Annotated in this window: 16 protein-coding genes; 15 read left to right on the top strand and 1 reads right to left on the bottom strand. The window is 49.4% G+C overall.

What is annotated here, in order from left to right; genetic code table 11:
* The first annotated feature begins 191 nt into the window (after positions 1-191).
* The 8 genes from BP95_RS0101420 to BP95_RS0101385 all read left to right on the top strand — a co-directional run bounded on the left by BP95_RS0101420 (position 192) and on the right by BP95_RS0101385 (position 7,895).
* A complete protein-coding gene (locus BP95_RS0101420) occupies positions 192-617 on the top strand; it encodes a CBS domain-containing protein (protein WP_021256671.1) in 426 nt (141 codons plus the stop codon).
* A gap of 149 nt (positions 618-766) precedes the next feature.
* On the top strand, positions 767-2,461 hold the full coding sequence (locus BP95_RS0101415) for a DNA repair helicase XPB (RefSeq protein ID WP_036666560.1): 1,695 nt from the start codon (positions 767-769) through the stop codon (positions 2,459-2,461).
* Positions 2,421-4,400, top strand: a complete 1,980-nt coding sequence (locus tag BP95_RS0101410; RefSeq protein ID WP_028531243.1) for a helicase-associated domain-containing protein — start codon at positions 2,421-2,423, stop codon at positions 4,398-4,400. The genes BP95_RS0101415 and BP95_RS0101410 overlap by 41 nt, the downstream gene beginning before the upstream one ends.
* A gap of 91 nt (positions 4,401-4,491) precedes the next feature.
* Positions 4,492-4,911 carry a YlbF/YmcA family competence regulator gene (locus BP95_RS0101405; protein WP_021262570.1) on the top strand — a complete coding sequence of 140 codons (420 nt, stop codon included), beginning with the start codon at positions 4,492-4,494 and terminating at the stop codon, positions 4,909-4,911.
* A 30-nt stretch (positions 4,912-4,941) separates the two neighbouring features.
* Positions 4,942-5,205, top strand: coding sequence for a YlbG family protein (locus BP95_RS0101400; RefSeq protein ID WP_021256667.1), 264 nt, complete (start codon positions 4,942-4,944; stop codon positions 5,203-5,205).
* A gap of 207 nt (positions 5,206-5,412) precedes the next feature.
* Positions 5,413-5,850, top strand: a complete 438-nt coding sequence (locus BP95_RS0101395; protein ID WP_021256666.1) for a hypothetical protein — start codon at positions 5,413-5,415, stop codon at positions 5,848-5,850.
* 186 nt (positions 5,851-6,036) lie between these two features.
* Entirely contained in the window at positions 6,037-6,951 is a 915-nt protein-coding gene (locus BP95_RS0101390; protein ID WP_021256665.1) for a selenium metabolism-associated LysR family transcriptional regulator, read from the top strand.
* Complete coding sequence (locus BP95_RS0101385; RefSeq protein ID WP_155987171.1) at positions 6,948-7,895, top strand: PHP domain-containing protein; 948 nt, start codon at positions 6,948-6,950, stop codon at positions 7,893-7,895. Before BP95_RS0101390 ends, BP95_RS0101385 begins: the two co-directional genes overlap by 4 nt.
* A 139-nt stretch (positions 7,896-8,034) precedes the next feature.
* On the opposite strand, the gene BP95_RS0101380 is transcribed toward BP95_RS0101385, so the two are convergent.
* On the bottom strand, positions 8,035-9,852 hold the full coding sequence (locus BP95_RS0101380) for an Rqc2 family fibronectin-binding protein (RefSeq protein WP_021256663.1): 1,818 nt from the start codon (positions 9,850-9,852) through the stop codon (positions 8,035-8,037).
* Between the two features lie 330 nt (positions 9,853-10,182).
* Between BP95_RS0101380 and BP95_RS0101375 the strand changes: the two genes are divergently transcribed.
* The 7 genes from BP95_RS0101375 to rpoZ all read left to right on the top strand — a co-directional run bounded on the left by BP95_RS0101375 (position 10,183) and on the right by rpoZ (position 18,339).
* Positions 10,183-13,017 carry a cation-translocating P-type ATPase gene (locus BP95_RS0101375; RefSeq protein ID WP_028531241.1) on the top strand — a complete coding sequence of 945 codons (2,835 nt, stop codon included), beginning with the start codon at positions 10,183-10,185 and terminating at the stop codon, positions 13,015-13,017.
* A gap of 163 nt (positions 13,018-13,180) precedes the next feature.
* Positions 13,181-14,011 (top strand): diaminopimelate epimerase, encoded by an 831-nt coding sequence (gene dapF, locus BP95_RS0101370; protein WP_028531240.1) that lies wholly within the window; start codon positions 13,181-13,183, stop codon positions 14,009-14,011.
* Positions 14,012-14,264: 253 nt separating this feature from the next.
* Positions 14,265-16,169 (top strand): bifunctional homocysteine S-methyltransferase/methylenetetrahydrofolate reductase, encoded by a 1,905-nt coding sequence (locus BP95_RS0101365; protein ID WP_028531239.1) that lies wholly within the window; start codon positions 14,265-14,267, stop codon positions 16,167-16,169.
* Between the two features lie 32 nt (positions 16,170-16,201).
* Positions 16,202-17,086, top strand: coding sequence for a YicC/YloC family endoribonuclease (locus BP95_RS0101360; RefSeq protein ID WP_028531238.1), 885 nt, complete (start codon positions 16,202-16,204; stop codon positions 17,084-17,086).
* Between the two features lie 36 nt (positions 17,087-17,122).
* Complete coding sequence (remA, locus tag BP95_RS0101355; protein ID WP_005548256.1) at positions 17,123-17,383, top strand: extracellular matrix/biofilm regulator RemA; 261 nt, start codon at positions 17,123-17,125, stop codon at positions 17,381-17,383.
* 13 nt (positions 17,384-17,396) lie between these two features.
* Positions 17,397-17,975 carry a guanylate kinase gene (gene gmk / locus BP95_RS0101350; RefSeq protein ID WP_028531237.1) on the top strand — a complete coding sequence of 193 codons (579 nt, stop codon included), beginning with the start codon at positions 17,397-17,399 and terminating at the stop codon, positions 17,973-17,975.
* A gap of 145 nt (positions 17,976-18,120) precedes the next feature.
* Positions 18,121-18,339: a DNA-directed RNA polymerase subunit omega gene (rpoZ, locus tag BP95_RS0101345; protein ID WP_021256657.1), complete on the top strand. Its 219-nt coding sequence runs from the start codon at positions 18,121-18,123 to the stop codon at positions 18,337-18,339.
* Positions 18,340-18,456: the final 117 nt, after the last annotated feature.

Here is an 18,456-nt window from a genome sequence, read left to right as displayed (position 1 = left end):
TAGAATACGTAACAGACTCCATTGGATGAGAATAAATTTGAGCCAGCTAACCTCTTATTCAGCATTACATACGTGTTCGGCAATTACATACGTGGCTGAGCATTAGAGCGCACTATGCTGGGAGAATGGTTGATAACCTTGGATATTCTCCTCCAAATTAGGGCAACCTATGCCTGAATAGGAGGATGCTGATGTCAACGGTACAAGAGGTAATGACGACAAACTGTGCATCATGTACAGTATTGGATAACATCTACGAGGCAGCCGTCAAGATGAAGCAATACGATACGGGATTTATTCCAATAGTTGACGGAGAACGACTCGTTGGGGCTGTAACGGATCGTGATTTGGTGCTTCGCGGCATTGCAGCCAAGCACCCTGGTTCCACACGGATTTCGCATATTATGACAGAAGAGATCGTTAGCATATCACCGGATACGACGATTGACGACGCAGCTGCATTGATGGCTGAAGAGCAAGTTAGACGTCTTCCTGTCGTGAAGAACGGCAAGCTCGTAGGGGTCGTGTCCATCGGCGACTTAGCGAAACGGACGCCATTTGCGGATGAAGCAGGCCAGGCGCTCAGCGAGATTTCTGAATCGCCTTACACACATTAGGCAAGATATGTAACATGCACAGTTCATCTCGTCTTCTGTTATGAGGAGGGATGGACTTTTTTGCATTTTGTGTTAAGGACAGTTCGGGGATTCTTATATAGATAAAAATAGTAACAAGCGAAGGGAGGTGCGGCAAATTGACGAAAGAGATGTTTACGCTCGCAGTTCAGCAGGACATGACGATACTGGTTAATGCGCAGTCCGATGGCTATTCAGTTGTACGCCGAGCTCTGTTAGGATTTGCTGAGTTGGTGAAGAATCCGCACGGGCTGCATACCTTTCGAATGACTCCAATTACGCTATGGAATGCTGCGGCAAGCGGCAAGACTGCGGAGATGGTCTGCTCGGTGCTGGATGCTCATGCAACCTACCCTGTTCCTGTTAAGGCCAAGCAAGAGATCGCGATGTGGATGGGGCGGTATGGCTTATTTGTCCTGCATGGGGAAGAAAAAGAATCCAGCATTACCTTGCATGCTAAGGATGCGAAAGTGTTAGAGCGCATGTTGTCAGACCGAGAGGTCGGCAGATTGTTCACAGGGAAGCCGCAGGATGGCTGTGTGGCTATATTAGCGAAGCATCGTGGACGCTTGAAGCGGGCGCTTGCTAATGCAGGATATCCGGTTGTGGATCGGGTTGGATTCAGAGATGGGGAGCCGCTAGATTTCCGGTTTCGAGATGAAGGAGGCTTCCGAGTACGGGATTATCAGCGGGAAGCCGTACGGGCTTTTATCGGCAGTGAAGAACGTGCTGCGGGAGATGGCGTCATTGTGCTGCCATGCGGAGCGGGCAAGACAATCGTTGGGATTACGGCTATGACTGAGCTGCAAAGCGAGACTTTGATTCTCACATCGAATACAACTTCAGTGAAGCAGTGGAAGCGGGAAATACTGGCGCGAACGACCCTGTTAGATGAACAGATTGGCGAATATACGGGCAGAACGAAGCAGGTACGGCCGGTAACGATATCTACCTACCAAATGATGACTTACCGTCAAGACAAGGATGGGGAGTGCCAGCATATGCACTTATTTCATGAGCGGGATTGGGGGCTTATCGTTTATGACGAAGTGCATTTGCTTCCGGCTCCTGTATTTCGCACAACGGCAGATTTACAGGCAACCAGACGGCTTGGTTTGACGGCAACACTCGTCCGTGAGGATGGATGCGAACGGGATGTATTTTCCTTGATTGGTCCGAAGCGGTATGAGCTCCCTTGGAAGGAGCTGGAGCAGGATGGTTGGATTGCCGAGGTGGATTGTGTAGAGGTTCGTGTACCCTTATCAGAGGCAGGCAGACGGTACTACCTTCAAGCCGGCGAGCGAGACAAGGCAAGAATCGCGGGAGAGAATGAATTGAAGATAGAGGCTGTAAAGCGTCTCCTTCAGCGCCATCCCGGTGTTCCAACTCTGGTTATCGGGCAATATTTGCAGCAGTTGGATCGGTTATCGCAGTCACTGAATGCCCCTGTATTGACTGGGAAGACGCCGCAAGAGGAGCGGGAGCAGTTGTATGCGCAGTTCAAGCAAGGAGCGATACAAGTGTTGATTGTCTCCAAGGTTGCTAACTTTGCTGTGGATTTGCCGGATGCTACGGTAGCGATACAAGTGTCTGGCAGCTTCGGATCAAGGCAGGAGGAGGCCCAGCGGTTAGGAAGACTGCTTCGTCCGAAGGCGGATGGGAGACAAGCAAGCTTCTATTCAGTTGTGAGCGAAGATACGAAGGAGCGGGATTACGCCTTGAAGCGACAGCGGTTCCTCGTGGAACAGGGGTACCAATATGCAATTGAGCAACTGGAGGGCAGCCATGAATACGTATCAACTATGGAAGCGAACGGAACAGGATAAGGAGCATCCACGCAGCCAGCAGTGGAGAACATTCAACGACAATCCTGCCCGGATTGCCGAGGCATATGCAGCACTGTCTGAGGAGCATAGAGTCTCGTACGATGTCATGATCGATCGAACCGCTACTCTCCCTTTCGCATTGGATTCTCTGCGTAAATGGCATGGTCCTCAGGCAACAGGGGCGATGCTGCGCGCTGCTTGCGGATCGTTGTTGAAGTCAGGTCTGTTGGCAAGTGTCCGAACATCATGGGGAGAGCGGCTTTTGTTCATTCCGAAGGACATTTACGAGCATTTGCTTGCAATGCGTCTAGACGATGCGTTCTCGAAGAATGATTACGTACCGGAAGTAGCGGAAATGGAAGATGCGTTCCTGTATTCCCTTCATCCTCTCCCTGGAGGCGGTGTAATCTCGGTAGAAGCTTCCAAGGGGATGCTGACTGATTTGTTCCAAATGCTCGTATACGCCATGAATGAAGGCCTTCCGCTTACGGCTAAAGGGAACCTGCATAAGAGGGCAATCACGCGGCTTGATTCCTTGCTTCGTTTGGATGGACAAGCACTTGCATCTTGGAACATCAAAATTCCGTTTTCAGAGTCGTTGCCCATTCATGTAGCCATCGTGCTGGATATGGCTCTCCGGCTTGGGCTGCTGCGTAAAGACCCAACTAGCTATGCGGTGCAGATTGAACAGTTGAAGTGGTGGTTCAGCTTGCCTTCGCACGAGGCACTTCGGGCAATAGCCGAAGTTGTAATTGAGCACTATTTGCCTAATGAGGCGTTGGCAAGACATATTGCTTATTCCGCACTTTATTATGGAAGTTTGCGCAAGTGGAGCTCGGAAGAGAGTGTTGTGAACGCTTGTCGGCATCTTGGGTGGCTCGAAGATAGTGAACATACATATGAGGCGGTGCGGGAGCAAATTCGGGACTGGCTGAGAACAGCCCACTCCTTAGGTGTGTGCGATGTTGGTACGTCGGATGGGTGCTGGATGTTCCGCAGCATACAACAGGAAGAAGGAGTACATCAACGCGTTCTATTCGTCCAGCCCGATTTTGAGATTATGGTGCCGCCTCACACCTCATTTCTCATTCGTTTCGAATTGGAGGTCTTTGCCGAACTGTGGAAGTCCGATCAGATGGACACGTATCGCTTGACTCGTGATTCGTTCGAGAACGGATTGGAGCATGGCCGCTCCGTTCAGTCGGTTCTGTCGTTTCTAGAGAACTGCTCGCTAACGGGGGTACCGGGGCATGTACGCGATGCAATCGAAATGTGGGGCCGTCAATACGGAAGAGTTCAGTTCGCAGAAGTCATTCTGCTTCGTTGTACAGATGCGGATACAGCCCAGGCTGTACAGTCCGCAATGGACAGTTCTGAGCCGCTCAAGAGATGGCTTATTCCCGTAGGTGCCCTCGATTATATTGTCGATCGGGAACATGTTGATGAAGTATCCAATCAACTGGCTCGCTTCGAGCTGCCGCCCTTGCAGCGCTGGGGTGGAGAAGAGCGGATGCGGATGCCATGTCTATGGCAGAATGAGGTACGCGAACAAGAGGAACTGGAAGCAGATCATGAAGCGCCAGTTTACAGTCCATCCTCATTGCAGTATTATGAAATGGATACCGGTTCGATGGCGCAGGATGTTGATGAGAATAGCTACGACGACATTTCCAGCCAATGGACGAAGGCATTGCGGCCCTATCATACTTCAACGAAGCGTGATATGGTGATGGCCGCCATTCGGCATCAGACACAGCTTGAAGTCGAGGAAGAGGGGCGAACGCACGTGATTGTGCCGCTAACCTCGAAGGTGTCCGATGACAAGAGCTGGGCGGTAACAGCTTACGTATTGCCGTGCCTGTCGAGCGACAAGCCTGTCAACCTGTCTCCTGAGAAGTGGGACAAGGTTCGCTTGATCGTACCGGAGGGGCTGCTGTAGGGTTGGACTGCTGTATGCCCTCAATCGCAATACTTTCAAGAGAATTGAGCGTGATAACGTGCCAATAGAAGAAAAGCAAGATGTTGCCGATATGGCCGTTCTGCTCACCAATGCATATGAATTAGGCGACATGATCAACCAGTCGATAGAGGTTGCCGATTATGTGATGTGGAAAGAACGCATGGAAGGCAATGAGCAGGTTAAGCAGCTCGTACGCGAATTTGCCCGTAAGAAGGAACGTTTTGAAGAAGCGGAGCGATTTGGTCACTTCCATCCCGATTATCATAAGGCGAAGGATGAAGTGCTCGCTGTACAGCATGAGCTGGAGTCTATAGAAGAAGTATTTCAATTCAAGCAAGCTGAGGAAGCAGTCGATAAGCTGCTGCACAACTTGTCAGAAACAATTGCTCTTGCAGTATCTGAGACGATCAAGGTGCCGAGCAATGATCCACAACCGAAAGGTGGATGCGGGAGCGGCGGTTGCAGCGGCGGCTGCAGCAGTTGTTCATAGCAGCTCGGCTAGGGGAAAGCGAGGAGAGTTATGATTCCTGAACGGACGGGGTATATCATTTGGGTAAACGATGTGAAAGCAGCGCGCAACTTGGATAAATACGGAACGCTTCACTATGTATCGAAGAAGATGCAGTATGCTGTTCTTTATGTAAATGCGGAGAAGGCAGAAGAGACGGTCAAAAATGTGAAACGCTTGAATTACGTGAAGAAGATTGAGCGCTCGTATCGAAATGAGATTAAAACGGAATACAGTAAGGATGTTCCAGACAAAACTCGTTTTTACGGTATGTAAAATCAGATTAGAGCAGAATAGCAGAACTCTCCATTCTATTTGGAGGGGGCTGCTATTTTTTTGTAATTTCTGATTTTATGTTAAAGATTTCCTAAAATGAAGGAAAAAGTTCTGTCTTGAACTTGTGAACAGTTGGCGCATCATGTAATATATTGGGTATATGTACATAGATATAAAGACCTAACATGGTGGAGAGTGGTGAAGCCAATGAGAGATAAAGTAATGAATCGATGGAGCACCTATGAACCTTTCTATGTGTTGTTAGGCGATAAGAAAGTAGCCAATGTTGTCATTACGAATCATGCACGGGCTCGCTGGAATGATCGTATCGCGAAGGAAGAGGCGGATATTGAGTCTATAGCAGCGTTCATATGGGACAGCTTGAAGCAGAATCGGATCATCTCTTACTACCGTAATGAGCAGGATGTGTTCTTAATCGATGATGATTTGGTTGTGGTAGCAGAGTTCGTGGAATCGGACACGGAGTTCGATTTGGCAGGTGATCCATTGTCTAAGATGATTATCGTTACCTTTCTCGGCAAGATGTCGGAGACGATGGAACTGCGTGATTTGAAGACATATTATTCATGGCTGCGGCATTCGCGGCGCATGACGTTGGTGAAGAATAGCCGCAAACATAGATGAATGCTTCTCCGAGTTGCATCGCATATATAATAGGCCAATCAGATTATCTGATTGGTTTTTTTGATTTGGCAACAGCATCGAGCTGAGTTGGTGCCGCAATGATATCAGTGGGAGGAGAAGTCTTATTGCATCTTACGGATTTACGCTATAATAGAGCAGAAGAGTTAGGAAAGAGGGGAAAGGCGTATGGGGTTGAACTTTCATCAGCTGCATATTTTCTATAACGTCGCAACAAGAGGAAGCTTCTCGGCTGCTGCGCAAGCGCTGCATATGACCCAGCCGGCGGTAACGATGCAGATTCAGGCATTGGAAGAGTATTTCGGAACGAAGCTGCTGCACCGTTCTACGAAGAAGCTGCAATTGTCTGAGGCGGGCCATAAGCTGTTCCCTTATGCGCAGCGTTGTATGGAGCTTGTTCGTGAAACAGAGGAAATGATGTCAAATTATACACTCGACTTGCATGGCAAGCTTGTGCTTGCAGCGAGTTTGACCATTGGTGAATATATGTTGCCGCCGTTCCTCGGTCATTTTGCCAAGCTGCACCCGCATTTGGACATCCATATGCGCGTGATGAACAGCTCGCAAATTGTAGAGGGGATTCGCAGTCAACAGCTGCATCTCGGGCTCGTGGAAGCTCCGGTAGCGGATAATGACATCCATGTCGAGCCGATTATGGAGGATGAGCTGCTGCTGGTTGTGCCGCGGGATCACTCGCTGGCAGCGGTCAGTGAAGTGAAGCTTGAGGATGTGCTGTCTTATCCATTTGTGCTGCGGGAAATGGGATCGGGTACGCGCATTGTGATGGAGGAAGCGCTTCGCCAGCAGGGAGTTGACCCAGAGAAGCTCCATGTTGTGATGGAGCTAGGAAGCACGGGAGCGGTGAAATCTGCTGTAGAGGCAGGAATTGGCGTAACGATGCTGTCGCCGTATGTTGTACGGCATGAAGAAGCGCTCGGGCTGCTGAAGACTGTTCGTATTCAGCAGGTGAACATGAAGCGGCAATTTTATGCGGTTCATGCCCAAGCGGATCTGCTGTCGCTGTCTGCGACGGCACTGCTGACGATGCTGCGCAATCGACATGATAAGGAGCTATTACGATGAATAAGCATAAGGAAGACATTCAAGTGGATGAGACGATGTTGTTTGCAAGACAAGGAATGGGCGGTTCTAGTGTCGAGCCAGGCGGGGCGGATCTGCATACCCATACGATAGCTTCCGATGGGATGACATCGCCTGCCTATAATGTGCGGCTCGCCCATTTAGCGGGTCTGAGGGCTCTGGCGATTACCGATCATGACACGGTGCTTGGTGTGCCTGAAGCGATTGAGGCCGGCGCACAGTATGGCATTCACATCGTACCGGGGGTTGAGATCAGTACGGTGGAAGAAGGAATTGATATTCATGTGCTTGGTTATTTCTTAGATATTGAGGATGCAGGATTGCTGGAGCGGTTGGCTGATTTGAGAGCTGTGCGGGATCGGCGCAATGAAATGCTTGTAGCGAAGCTGACGGAGCTGGGAATTCCACTGACGATGGAGGAAGTGGTGTCCGAGCTTGGGCGGCCGCTGTCTCCAGGCGAGACGGTAGGACGCCCCCATATCGCGGATGCCTTGGTTCGCCGAGGCGTTGTTCGTAATATGAAGGAGGCTTTCGATGAGTATTTGGGTGCTGGCGGCAAGGCTTATGTGAACCCGCCGCGCATACGGCCACAAGAGGCAGTGCGGTGGATTCATGAAGCGGACGGTGCTGCAGTTATGGCACATCCGGGCATCTACCATCGTGATGATCTGGTCTTTCAGTTGCTGGATACGGCGCCATGGGATGGCATAGAGGTATGGCATTCGGATCATTCGGAAGAGGACGCGAAGCGTTATAGCGAGATGGCAAGTGCAAGAGACTTGCTGCAAACGGCAGGCTCTGACTTCCACGGTGCGCGCAAGGGGGATGTATTCCATGGGGCTTTGGGCGGACGTAGGGTTCATGAGCAAATGGTTCAGCAGCTTCAAGAGCGGTCAGAGCAATATCAAGCGGAGCGAAGAAGCTAAATGAAAATGAACTAAGACCTAGCAAACAAATTCGGGATACTCCTTAACAGGATCAACTTGAACGAATAGAGAAGAAGACCTGCTGATTAGCAGGTCTTCTTCGTATGTGAGCGGGTTGGCATACTGTGCAAGACTGCGGTTAGCCGCCCTGCTTCACGGTCAGGCTCATGCCCTCAATGCGTTTTGCATCAGGGGTAATGAATAACGTTTTCTGACGTTCGTAGATGACGAACCCAGGTTTGGCTCCGTTAGGCTTCCGCACATGGCGGATAAGTGTATAGTCAACAGGCACCTGGCTGGAATGCTTCGCCTGACTGAAATAAGCGGCAAGCTGGGCTGCTTCCTCTAATGTCGCATCTCCGAACTGTTCGCTGCGTATGACAACATGTGATCCAGGGATATCCTTGGTGTGCAGCCAAGTATCGTTTGGCTTGCCGAGGCGATTGGTTACATATTCATTTTGCAAATTATTTTTGCCTACGTAGATTGGAATGTCTTCCGATGACGTGTAGCAATAGATGGTTGGACGTCCATCCTTCTTCTTCCGCTTGTCCTTGCGACCCCGGTCACGTAAGTAGCCTTGGCCAACAAGCTCCTCTCGAATTTCCTGCGCATCTTGCACCGTTGCATCCTCCAACTGCTGCATAAGAGTTTCAAAATAGCGATTTTCCTCTTTGGCAGCAGACATTTGTTCTTGGACGACGGCGATGCTGTTTTTAGCTTTATTATATTTTTTGAAATAACGCTGTGCATTGTCTGAAGGAGTGAGCAGCGGATCAAGCGGTATCGTCATGGACGCACCGTTCTCATCGTAATAATTGATGAGTGTGATATCTCTATCACCCTTCGTAATCATATGCAGGGATGCAAATAACAGCTCACCCATAATGCGTAATCGATCCGCATCTTGTGCTTCATTAAGCGTTTCCTCTAATTTGTCGAGTTTCTTCGCATTCTTCGTATGCTCCTGTTGCAGGAAGCGGAACAAATCGCCAACACGCTGCTTAATCATGTCGCGCTCGGCCTTGTCCCCATAAAAGTGCTCCATACAGTCACTCATTGTATCGAAGTATCGTGCTTCCCCGTGAATATGGGTAATATTCAGCGCTGAAAAATACGTTTTACCGCGTTCATCTGCAAGCAGGGTAGGCTTGTACCGCTGATTAGCGACATCGTCCATTGCTTGGAGAAAGGCTTCGCTCAGGTGCTGGGCTAATGTTTCCGGTGTACGCGTCTCCTCGGTGGATTCCGTGGCGGTTGGTACAGCGTACAATCCTGTACGCCATACGATCTCATCGGCCAATCGTGGGCTTACACCCGAGAAGTGCTGGACAAGCCATTTGGACAAATATTTGGAGTCGATGCGTTGTTCCGGTTGTTCCGCTGACTCTTCCGCCTGCTCCACAAACATGGATAGGAAGGTAGCGGGTTCCACGCTCAGCGGATCCAGTTTGTGCTGTTCAGGCGGTGCCGTATATGTGAATCCAGGCATGACGATGCGGAAGCTGCTGATGGCAGGAGTGACATGATGAATGCCGTCAATAATGGTGAACGATGACGGTTCAACAATGATAATGTTACTGTGTCTGCCTGTAAGCTCAATGATGATCTTCTTCAGTGATTCATCTCCAAGCTCATCCCGCGAACGAACGGTAATATGTACAATACGTTCCCGGCCAATCTGCTCGATCTTCTCAATAACGCCGCCCTCGCAATGTTTGCGCATGAGCATGCAGAACATTGGCGGTTCCGGCGGGTTCATGTACGAATGCTCTGTAAAATGAATGCGCGGATACGTTGGGTTGGCGGAGAGCAGCAGTTTGCGATTTTTGCCTCCCGTTCGGATATGCAGAATCAAGTCGTGTTCGGTAGGTTGATATAATTTAAGAATGCGAGCGCCTACCGTCTGTTGCAGTTCATCGACGAGGGCACGGGTTACAATTCCATCTAATGACATTATGAACTAACTCCTGTCTATCGAAATTCAATTCCTCGGCAAGCCTGCCGCAGCAAGCGGTATATCTGAGCATATGCTCTACATATACCGTGCTTCGTTCTAGTAGCGGGAACTGATCATCCTTCATTTGTGAACAAAAGCGCATATGACGGACGTCAATATGCTGTATCTCCTATCATGCCATATTTTTAATGAAAACTTAAGTGTCTCTTGGATCGTTGGGATATTTTTGGACTCGTCCGAATACCTATAGCGTAGAGGCTGTCTGCTTGGACACTTTTGCAAGGCTATCATACGGAACAATAACGGGAATGGAAAGGGGTACGAACCATGGATCAAATGAAGTGGCACCAGGCATCTTCGGAGCAATTGCTTCAAGCGCTGGGAGTCCACAGGGAAGAAGGGCTCTCTGATGAAGAAGCGGCGTCTCGCCAAACGCGTTTCGGGCATAATGAGCTGTCTGAAGGAGCGCGCATCTCGCCGATCACCTTGTTTTTAAACCAATTTAAAGATTTCATGGTACTGGTTCTTGCCGGTGCTACGCTCGTATCTGGGATACTCGGAGAGTATCTTGATGCCATAACGATTATTGCGATTATTTCACTGAATGCTGTACTCGGTTTCATTCAAGAGTTTCGAGCGGAACGATCGCTTCATGCATTAAAGCAGATGTCTGCGCCTACGGCCAATGTGCTTCGCAACAAGCAAGTGCGCAGTGTGCCCGCGAGTGAGCTTGTACCCGGAGACATCGTGCTTCTGGAGAGCGGAGATCGTGTGCCTGCCGACATCCGTTGGTTTGAGACGAACAGCTTGTATGCTGAGGAATCAGCCTTGACGGGAGAGTCAGTACCTGTCGGCAAGCATGCCAAGCCGATAGACAAGGAAGATATCCCGTTAGGAGACATGAAGAATATCGGATTCATGGGCACAATGGTTACCCGCGGCTCCGGCAAAGGCGTTGTTATTCGAACGGGTATGGACACCGAGATGGGGAAAATCGCAGATCTGATCGAAAACACCGAATCGATGGAAACTCCGCTGCAGCATCGTCTTGAGCAATTAGGCAAAATTCTAATTATCGTCGCCCTTCTGGTGACGGTAGTGGTTGTGGCTGCTGGTATTATGCATGGACAACCCGCGATGACGATGTTTTTGGCGGGTGTCAGCTTGGCCGTTGCTGCAATTCCTGAAGGATTGCCAGCGATCGTTACGATTGCGCTGGCCCTGGGCGTTCAGCGCATGATTAAGCGCAAGGCTATCGTTCGCAAGCTGCCGTCAGTGGAGACGTTAGGGTGCGCTTCTGTCATATGCTCGGACAAAACAGGAACACTTACGCAGAATAAGATGACGGTAACCCGCATATGGACAGGTGGGCGTTCACTTGAAGTTAGCGGGGAAGGATTTGAGCCGACTGGACAAATTACAGAACTAGGCAAGCAGTTGGATTTGAAGCACGATCAGTCTCTGCGCCGAGTACTGCAGATCAGTGCATTGTGCAATAATGCCACCCTTATCGAATCTTATCCGACCGAACAACAAGCCGCTCCGTCTGAACGTAAAAAAGGGAAGAACGGTAAGCAAGCTGCGGGCAAAGAAAAGGAAGAGCTGAGGCCGATCTGGGACATTAAGGGTGATCCAACAGAAGGAGCACTGGTTGTACTGGCTGCGAAGTTAGGGATGACGCCGCAGTCATTGTCCGCCGTGTATGAACGCGTTGGAGAAATTTCCTTTGACTCGGATCGCAAGCGGATGTCTGTCATTGTGAAGCATCAGGGTGGTCGTCTCGCTTTGGTGAAGGGTGCACCTGATGTGCTGCTGGAACGGTGCAGCTATGCACTGTGGGATGGCAAGGTCGTTCCATTCACGGCGACATTGAAGCAGAAGGCATTAGCAGCGAACGAAGCTATGGCGAAGCAGGCGCTCCGTGTACTGGGGCTTGCCTATCGTGAAATGAAACCCAGTGAAGATGCGGAGAATGAATCTGCAGTGGAATCCCAGCTCGTGTTCGCAGGATTAGCGGGTATGATTGATCCGCCGCGCCGCGAGGCAAGAGAAGCCATTGCTATCTGCAGACGTGCTGGAATTAAGACGGTAATGATTACGGGTGATCATCAATTGACTGCAGAAGCGATCGCCAATCAGCTCGGCATCATCCCGCGCGGCGGATTAACGATGAGCGGAGTGCAGCTTGCTACGATGGATGATGATGCACTGGATAAGGTCGTGGACAATGCCTATGTATATGCGAGGGTTTCGCCAGAGCATAAGCTGAGAATCGTAAAGGCATTACAGCGCAAGGGTCATGTTGTGGCGATGACAGGGGACGGTGTTAATGATGCTCCTGCCATTAAGGCTGCAGATATCGGCATTGCGATGGGGAAAACAGGTACCGATGTAACCAAAGAAGCCTCATCGCTCATCCTGAGCGATGATAATTTTGCAACGATCGTAGCGGCTATTGAGGAAGGACGCGGCATTTACGAGAATATTCGCAAATTTATACGATACTTACTAGCTTCGAACGTAGGGGAAATATTAGTCATGTTCCTTGCCATGATACTAGGACTTCCCCTGCCGCTTGTACCGATACAAATTTTATGGGTGAATCTGGTGACTGACGGGCTGCCTGCAATGGCGCTCGGCGTCGATCAGCCTGAGAAGGATTTAATGGAGCATCGGCCGCGGTCTGCAAAGGAAAGTATCTTCTCACGGAGATTGGGTTGGAAAATTATTAGCCGAGGCATCTTGATTGGGGTATGTACGTTAATCGCATTTTGGCTTACATGGAGTACGGATCCAGACAGTGCTGCACAGCTTACGAAGGCTCAATCCGTTGCATTTGCGACACTCGTACTAGCCCAGCTTATACATGTGTTTGATTGCCGAAGCTCTCGTTCGATTTTCCATCGGAATTTCTTCCAGAACCGCTACTTGGTGCTGGCAGTTGCCTCCTCGGTTGTGCTTCTGCTTGGTGTGCTCTATATCGAGTCGTTGCAGCCAATATTCAAGACGGTTCCGCTCAACTTCAGAGATTGGGCGATTACATTTGTTATGGCTGGCATTCCAACCTTCTTGATGGGGATCGGATCAGTCCTGACCGGCAAGAAGTCGGGACGGCCAAGTGGGGCGAATCCCGCCTATACCTCCAATCGAAGAGCGGCTTGAAGTTGGTAAATGTTGAAGAATGTATTTATGCAAAAAGTGCAAATATTACTCCACTAGGTTTATAGATTAATAAGCCTTGATTCGGTAAACTTTGAGTTGTTATGAATGACTCAAATGTGGTCAATAATGCAAACTTAGTTTGCCGTATGAAAGGTTGATTACGATGGAATTTACAAAGATGCATGGACTCGGCAATGACTTCGTTATTGTTCATGGAGAGCAGGAGCTTCCAGCTAACGTATCTGAGTTGGCGGTTGCAGTCTGTAATCGCCATTTCGGTATTGGTGCTGACGGTCTTGTATATATATTGCCTTCTGAATCTGCTGATGTGAGAATGCGAATTATTAATTCGGATGGGTCAGAAGCTGAACAGTGCGGTAATGCGATTCGATGTGTCTCGACCTATGTCGTGGAGCATGGATATGTGAAGCGAGATGAGCTTACGATCGAGACTCAGGCTGGTGTGCAGCATGTTCAGATCATTCGTGAGGACGGATGCGTCCATGCCGTGCGTGTAGATATGGGAGAGCCAGTGCTTGAAGGGCTGCAGGTACCGACGGTATTTGATAAGCCTGCTGTCATTGACCAGCCAATTGAAGCAGGCGGCCACGCATTTACGTTTACTGCAGTATCTATGGGTAATCCACACTGTGTCATCTATGTGGATGATGCAGCAACGTTCGATATCCATGGATGGGGGCCGCTGTTGGAGAGTCACTCTTATTTTCCGCGGAACATCAATGTAGAGTTTGTCTCTATTCATACACGCGATCATGTCACGATGCGAGTATGGGAGCGGGGAGCAGGGGCTACTCTTGCATGTGGAACAGGCGCTTGCGCGACGCTCGTATCGAGTGTGCTTAATGGGTTGACGGACAGAGCGGCAACCGTATCGCTTGCAGGAGGAGACTTATTTATTGAATGGAATGCGGGGGATAATCATGTCTACATGACAGGGCCTGCAACATTTGTATTTGATGGTGTATGGGAGTAAGGAACTTAATAAACATGATGAGATAAGAACATGAGGGGGCAGCTGTAGTCGATGCAGCGGGCCTCTTTTTTATGCTGTGATGTACGTATAACACAGTATTTTGGTGGAAATTCTATGAGTTTTTCAAAAAAAGACGAACAAAATGGGCGATTTTACTTGATGAACCGCGGTTTCTTGATAGAATGTTTACTAAGCAAGTTACTACTATATACAGAGGATTCACCAACGATGGGAGATTGGGGTGCGAGACAGGATGAAGAACTTTCGGGAAGCACTGCACGAGCAAATCATAATTGGCGATGGTGCAATGGGGACGTATTTGTATCAACTTGGGTATCCTGTTGGTATCTCGTATGAAATACTGAATGTTACCGATCCAGAGGTGATCCGCAATATCCATAAGCAGTACGTGGATGCAGGTGCGGGCCTGCTAGAGACGAATACATTCACTGCGAATCGGGAGAAGCTCTACAGACATGGCAAAGAGCATCTCGTTAAGGATATTAATAGAGCGGCTGTCCGCCTTGCCCGTGAAGCAGCAGGAAATCATGCTTATGTGATAGGTGCGCTTGGTTCTATTCGAGCAGGTAAACGTGAGAATGTTCATACCAACCAAGTCATTCGAGATTATCATGAACAGATGTCGGCCATGCTGGAAGAAGGCGTTGACGGCATTATGTTTGAGACCTTCTACGATCTGGAAGAAATGCGTCTTGCCTTGCAAGTGGTGCGAGAACTGGATCAAGATGTTCCTGTAATCTGTCAATTCGCCGTGGAGGAATCTCGGAGAACGAAGGATGGCAAGAGCTTGCTGGAAGCATTCCGCGTCTTGCGTGACGATGGAGCGGATGTAGTAGGCTTGAACTGCCATATGGGTCCGAATGGCGTGCTGCGTGCGCTAGAGGGTGTTCAAGGGCGTATCGACCTGCCGTTGTCTGCATTCCCAAATGCAGGTCTGCCTGATTATGTCGATGGACGCTATAACTTCGTTGCATCCGCAGAATATATGGCGCAAAGCGCGGTTAAATTCGTGCAGATGGGTGCTCGGATTGTCGGCGGCTGCTGCGGGACGACACCTGAACATGTTGCGGCGATCGTAGAAGCACTTCGGGATGTGGAAGTTCCTGAGCTCCCTGTGCAGCCTGTGGAAAGCATCATTATTGAAGAGGAATCAGAATCTATGCTTTGGCATGACGGTGCTCCTTGCTACGACGGCTGTGATCATGGACACGATGCTGAGGAATCAATAGTCGATATGGTGCGATCCCGTCATACAGTCATCGTGGAGCTGGATCCGCCTCGTGATCTGGATGTATCGAAGTTCATGAAGGGTGCACAGGTATTGAAGGAGGCGGGGGTTGACGCCCTGACGTTGGCAGATAATTCGCTTGCCGTTACCAGAATGAGCAACTTGGCTCTTGGTTACATGGCACTTGATAAAGTCGGCATTCGCCCGCTTGTCCATATTGCATGCCGAGATCGCAATCTGATAGGAACTCAGTCCCACATGATGGGCCTTCATGCACTTGGCATTGACCATGTGCTCGCTGTAACGGGAGATCCAGCCCGATTCGGTGATCTTCCTGACTCGAGCTCGGTATACGACATGACCTCTTTCGAGATCATTCGGATGATTAAGCAGTTGAATAGCGGTCTCGCATTCTCAGGCAAGCCGCTCAAGCAGAAGGCGAAGTTCGTCGTTGGCGGCGCATTCAATCCGAATGTGAAGCATCTGGATAAAGCGATTGCGCGTTTGGAACGGAAAATCGAGGCCGGCGCGGATTACATTATGACGCAGCCCGTCTATGATAAAGAGTTAATTGTACGGATAGCAGAAGGTACGAAACATCTTAATGTACCAGTCTTTATCGGGATTATGCCGCTTGCGAGCGGACGCAATGCTGAATATCTCCACAATGAGGTTCCCGGTATCGAACTGTCCGATGAAGTACGTAGTAGAATGAGCGGATTAGAAGGGGAAGCTGGGCGCAAGGAAGGGGTCGCCATCGCGAAGGAACTGCTGGATGTCGCGCTTACCCATTTTAAGGGCATCTACTTCATGACGCCGTTCATGTTCTATGAAATGACAGCCGAATTGACCCAGTATGTATGGGAAAAAGCGGAACGCCAGGCAGACCCCTTGTATCGTCTGACATAATCAATTAAAATAGGGTAATGGATGTGGTGCCCGTGGTCTATAGTATGACTGGTTACGGTCAGTCTACCCGCGAGATTGGCGGGTACAAGATAACGATTGAAGCGAAGTCTGTTAACCATCGTTACTGCGAAGCTGTGCTTCGCTTGCCGAGAGAATGGACATGCTATGAGGATCGTCTTCGGCGCATCGTTCAGCAGAAGGTTAGTCGCGGCCGAATCGATGTGTTTATGAATAAGGAGCGGAACGGCGAGGTTAAGTCGGTTGTGGAATTGAATCGGCAAACGCTCGAAGCGTATCTTCAAGCTTCTGCGAAAGTTCAAAGTGAGTATGGTGTAGCGGGAGATTTGTCGGTTACCGACTTGCTCTCGCTTCCTGATTTGTTCACGGTTAGAGAGTTAACCTCTTGGTCGGAGGAGGAGCTTGCTGCTTCTCTGGAATCGGGATTGCTGGAAGCAATGGATGGATTGTGCAGGATGCGTGCCATGGAAGGCAGCCACCTCAACCGAGATTTGGCGGAACGACTGAGCCGGTTGGAATTGCTCCATTCGGAACTCACAGAATGGGCTCCGGTCGTTGTGACCGATTATCGAGCGAAACTGAATCAACGTATCGAACAACTGTTGGATGCCAGTTTTCCAATGGACGAGCATAAGCTTGCACTGGAAGTGGCACTGTTTGCGGAACGCTCCAACATTGATGAAGAACTGACGCGGCTGAAGAGCCATTTCGAACAGTTCAGACGACTGCTCGAAAGTAATGAAGCGATAGGACGCAAGCTTGATTTTCTTGTACAAGAAATGAACCGCGAAACGAACACCATCGGCTCCAAGGCGAATCATTTGGAAATAACGAACCGCGTCGTTGAAATGAAAGCGGAGCTGGAGAAAATTCGCGAACAAGCAGCGAATATTGAATAAATTGTGGAGCGCTCGAAAGTAGAGGGAGGACCTGTAATGGCGATTAAGCTAATCAATATCGGATTTGGTAATATCGTATCTGCCAACCGGATCATTTCGATTGTGAGCCCGGAATCGGCTCCAATTAAACGAATCATTCAAGAGGCTCGAGACCGTCATATGCTGATTGACGCTACATACGGCCGACGCACGCGTGCCGTAATTATTACGGACAGTGACCATGTCATTTTGTCCGCTGTGCAGCCTGAAACGGTAGCTCACCGTCTATCTACAAAGGATGACGACAACGACGAATAAGATGGAGACGAAGATGAAGAAGGGGTTATTAATTGTGCTGTCCGGCCCATCTGGCGTCGGTAAGGGCACAGTATGCAAAGCTTTACTGAAGAAAACCAACGATCTTACTTATTCCGTGTCTGCAACGACACGCGAGCCGCGGGCCGGCGAAGTAGATGGTGTGAATTATTTCTTCAAATCACGCGAAGAATTCATGCAGATGATCGAGGAAGATCGCCTACTTGAATATGCGGAATACGTAGGTAACTATTACGGAACACCATGTGACTTCGTTGAACAGAAGTTGACTGAAGGCCGTGATGTTATTTTGGAAATCGAAGTGCAGGGTGCAATGAAGGTGAAGGAGAAATTCCCGAACGGAATTTTCATCTTCTTGCTTCCGCCATCGCTCGACGAACTGAAGGATCGCATTCGTGGACGCGGTACGGAGCAGGAGCACGTTATCGATTCCCGGATGAACGTAGCCGTTGAAGAGATTGCGTTAATGGAGAACTATGATTACGCGGTCGTTAATGATGAGATTGATCTTGCGTGCAAGCGTATAGAGAGCATCATCATTGCCGAACATTGTAAGATTAGAACTCACGAATAAGCTGCAGCAAGGCGCACTTTCATCAGAAGTGTGCCTTGTCACGGTTATTAGAAGAGAGCGGCTTCTATAACATGGATAAACGGCATATATTATCTGCTGGGCGTCTGCGTCAGAAGCGAGGATACAAAAAAAGGAGTGCTGAACCATGCTTTATCCTTCCATTGATGAATTGATGAAAAAGGTTGACAGTAAATATTCTTTGGTAGTTGCAGCTTCACGCCGCGCACGCCAATTGCGTGAAGGCGGTCGTACGGAATTGAAAAACGCAAAATCCCATAAACAAGTGGGCGTGGCTTTGGAAGAAATTTATGGCGATTACATTCACACGGAGCAAGACCACAGTCAGCTTCAACCAGGTGAATAAATACAACTGTAAATGCGAGCTGGAAGACTTGGTCAGAGAATGAAGTCGAGTTGACCAGCGGCGCATAGCAGGACGGAAGTTCATACAAGCTTGAAAATGGATAACAACCGCAAGGTT

The sequence above is a fragment of the Paenibacillus sp. UNC217MF genome, assembly GCF_000686865.1.
Taxonomy (GTDB): Bacteria; Bacillota; Bacilli; order Paenibacillales; family Paenibacillaceae; genus Paenibacillus_B; species Paenibacillus_B suaedae.
This window is presented reverse-complemented; position numbering and strand designations above follow the sequence as displayed.

Excerpts from the sequence above, each read along its gene's own strand:
- BP95_RS0101420 (WP_021256671.1), top strand. The coding sequence starts at position 192 with ATGTCAACGGTACAAGAGGTAATGACGACAAACTGTGCATCATGTACA.
- BP95_RS0101415 (WP_036666560.1), top strand. The coding sequence starts at position 767 with ATGTTTACGCTCGCAGTTCAGCAGGACATGACGATACTGGTTAATGCG.
- BP95_RS0101410 (WP_028531243.1), top strand. The coding sequence starts at position 2,421 with ATGAATACGTATCAACTATGGAAGCGAACGGAACAGGATAAGGAGCAT.
- BP95_RS0101405 (WP_021262570.1), top strand. The coding sequence starts at position 4,492 with ATGGCCGTTCTGCTCACCAATGCATATGAATTAGGCGACATGATCAAC.
- BP95_RS0101400 (WP_021256667.1), top strand. The coding sequence starts at position 4,942 with ATGATTCCTGAACGGACGGGGTATATCATTTGGGTAAACGATGTGAAA.
- BP95_RS0101395 (WP_021256666.1), top strand. The coding sequence starts at position 5,413 with ATGAGAGATAAAGTAATGAATCGATGGAGCACCTATGAACCTTTCTAT.
- BP95_RS0101390 (WP_021256665.1), top strand. The coding sequence starts at position 6,037 with ATGGGGTTGAACTTTCATCAGCTGCATATTTTCTATAACGTCGCAACA.
- BP95_RS0101385 (WP_155987171.1), top strand. The coding sequence starts at position 6,948 with ATGAATAAGCATAAGGAAGACATTCAAGTGGATGAGACGATGTTGTTT.
- BP95_RS0101380 (WP_021256663.1), bottom strand. The coding sequence starts at position 9,852 with ATGTCATTAGATGGAATTGTAACCCGTGCCCTCGTCGATGAACTGCAA.
- BP95_RS0101375 (WP_028531241.1), top strand. The coding sequence starts at position 10,183 with ATGGATCAAATGAAGTGGCACCAGGCATCTTCGGAGCAATTGCTTCAA.
- dapF (WP_028531240.1), top strand. The coding sequence starts at position 13,181 with ATGGAATTTACAAAGATGCATGGACTCGGCAATGACTTCGTTATTGTT.
- BP95_RS0101365 (WP_028531239.1), top strand. The coding sequence starts at position 14,265 with ATGAAGAACTTTCGGGAAGCACTGCACGAGCAAATCATAATTGGCGAT.
- remA (WP_005548256.1), top strand. The coding sequence starts at position 17,123 with ATGGCGATTAAGCTAATCAATATCGGATTTGGTAATATCGTATCTGCC.
- gmk (WP_028531237.1), top strand. The coding sequence starts at position 17,397 with ATGAAGAAGGGGTTATTAATTGTGCTGTCCGGCCCATCTGGCGTCGGT.
- rpoZ (WP_021256657.1), top strand. The coding sequence starts at position 18,121 with ATGCTTTATCCTTCCATTGATGAATTGATGAAAAAGGTTGACAGTAAA.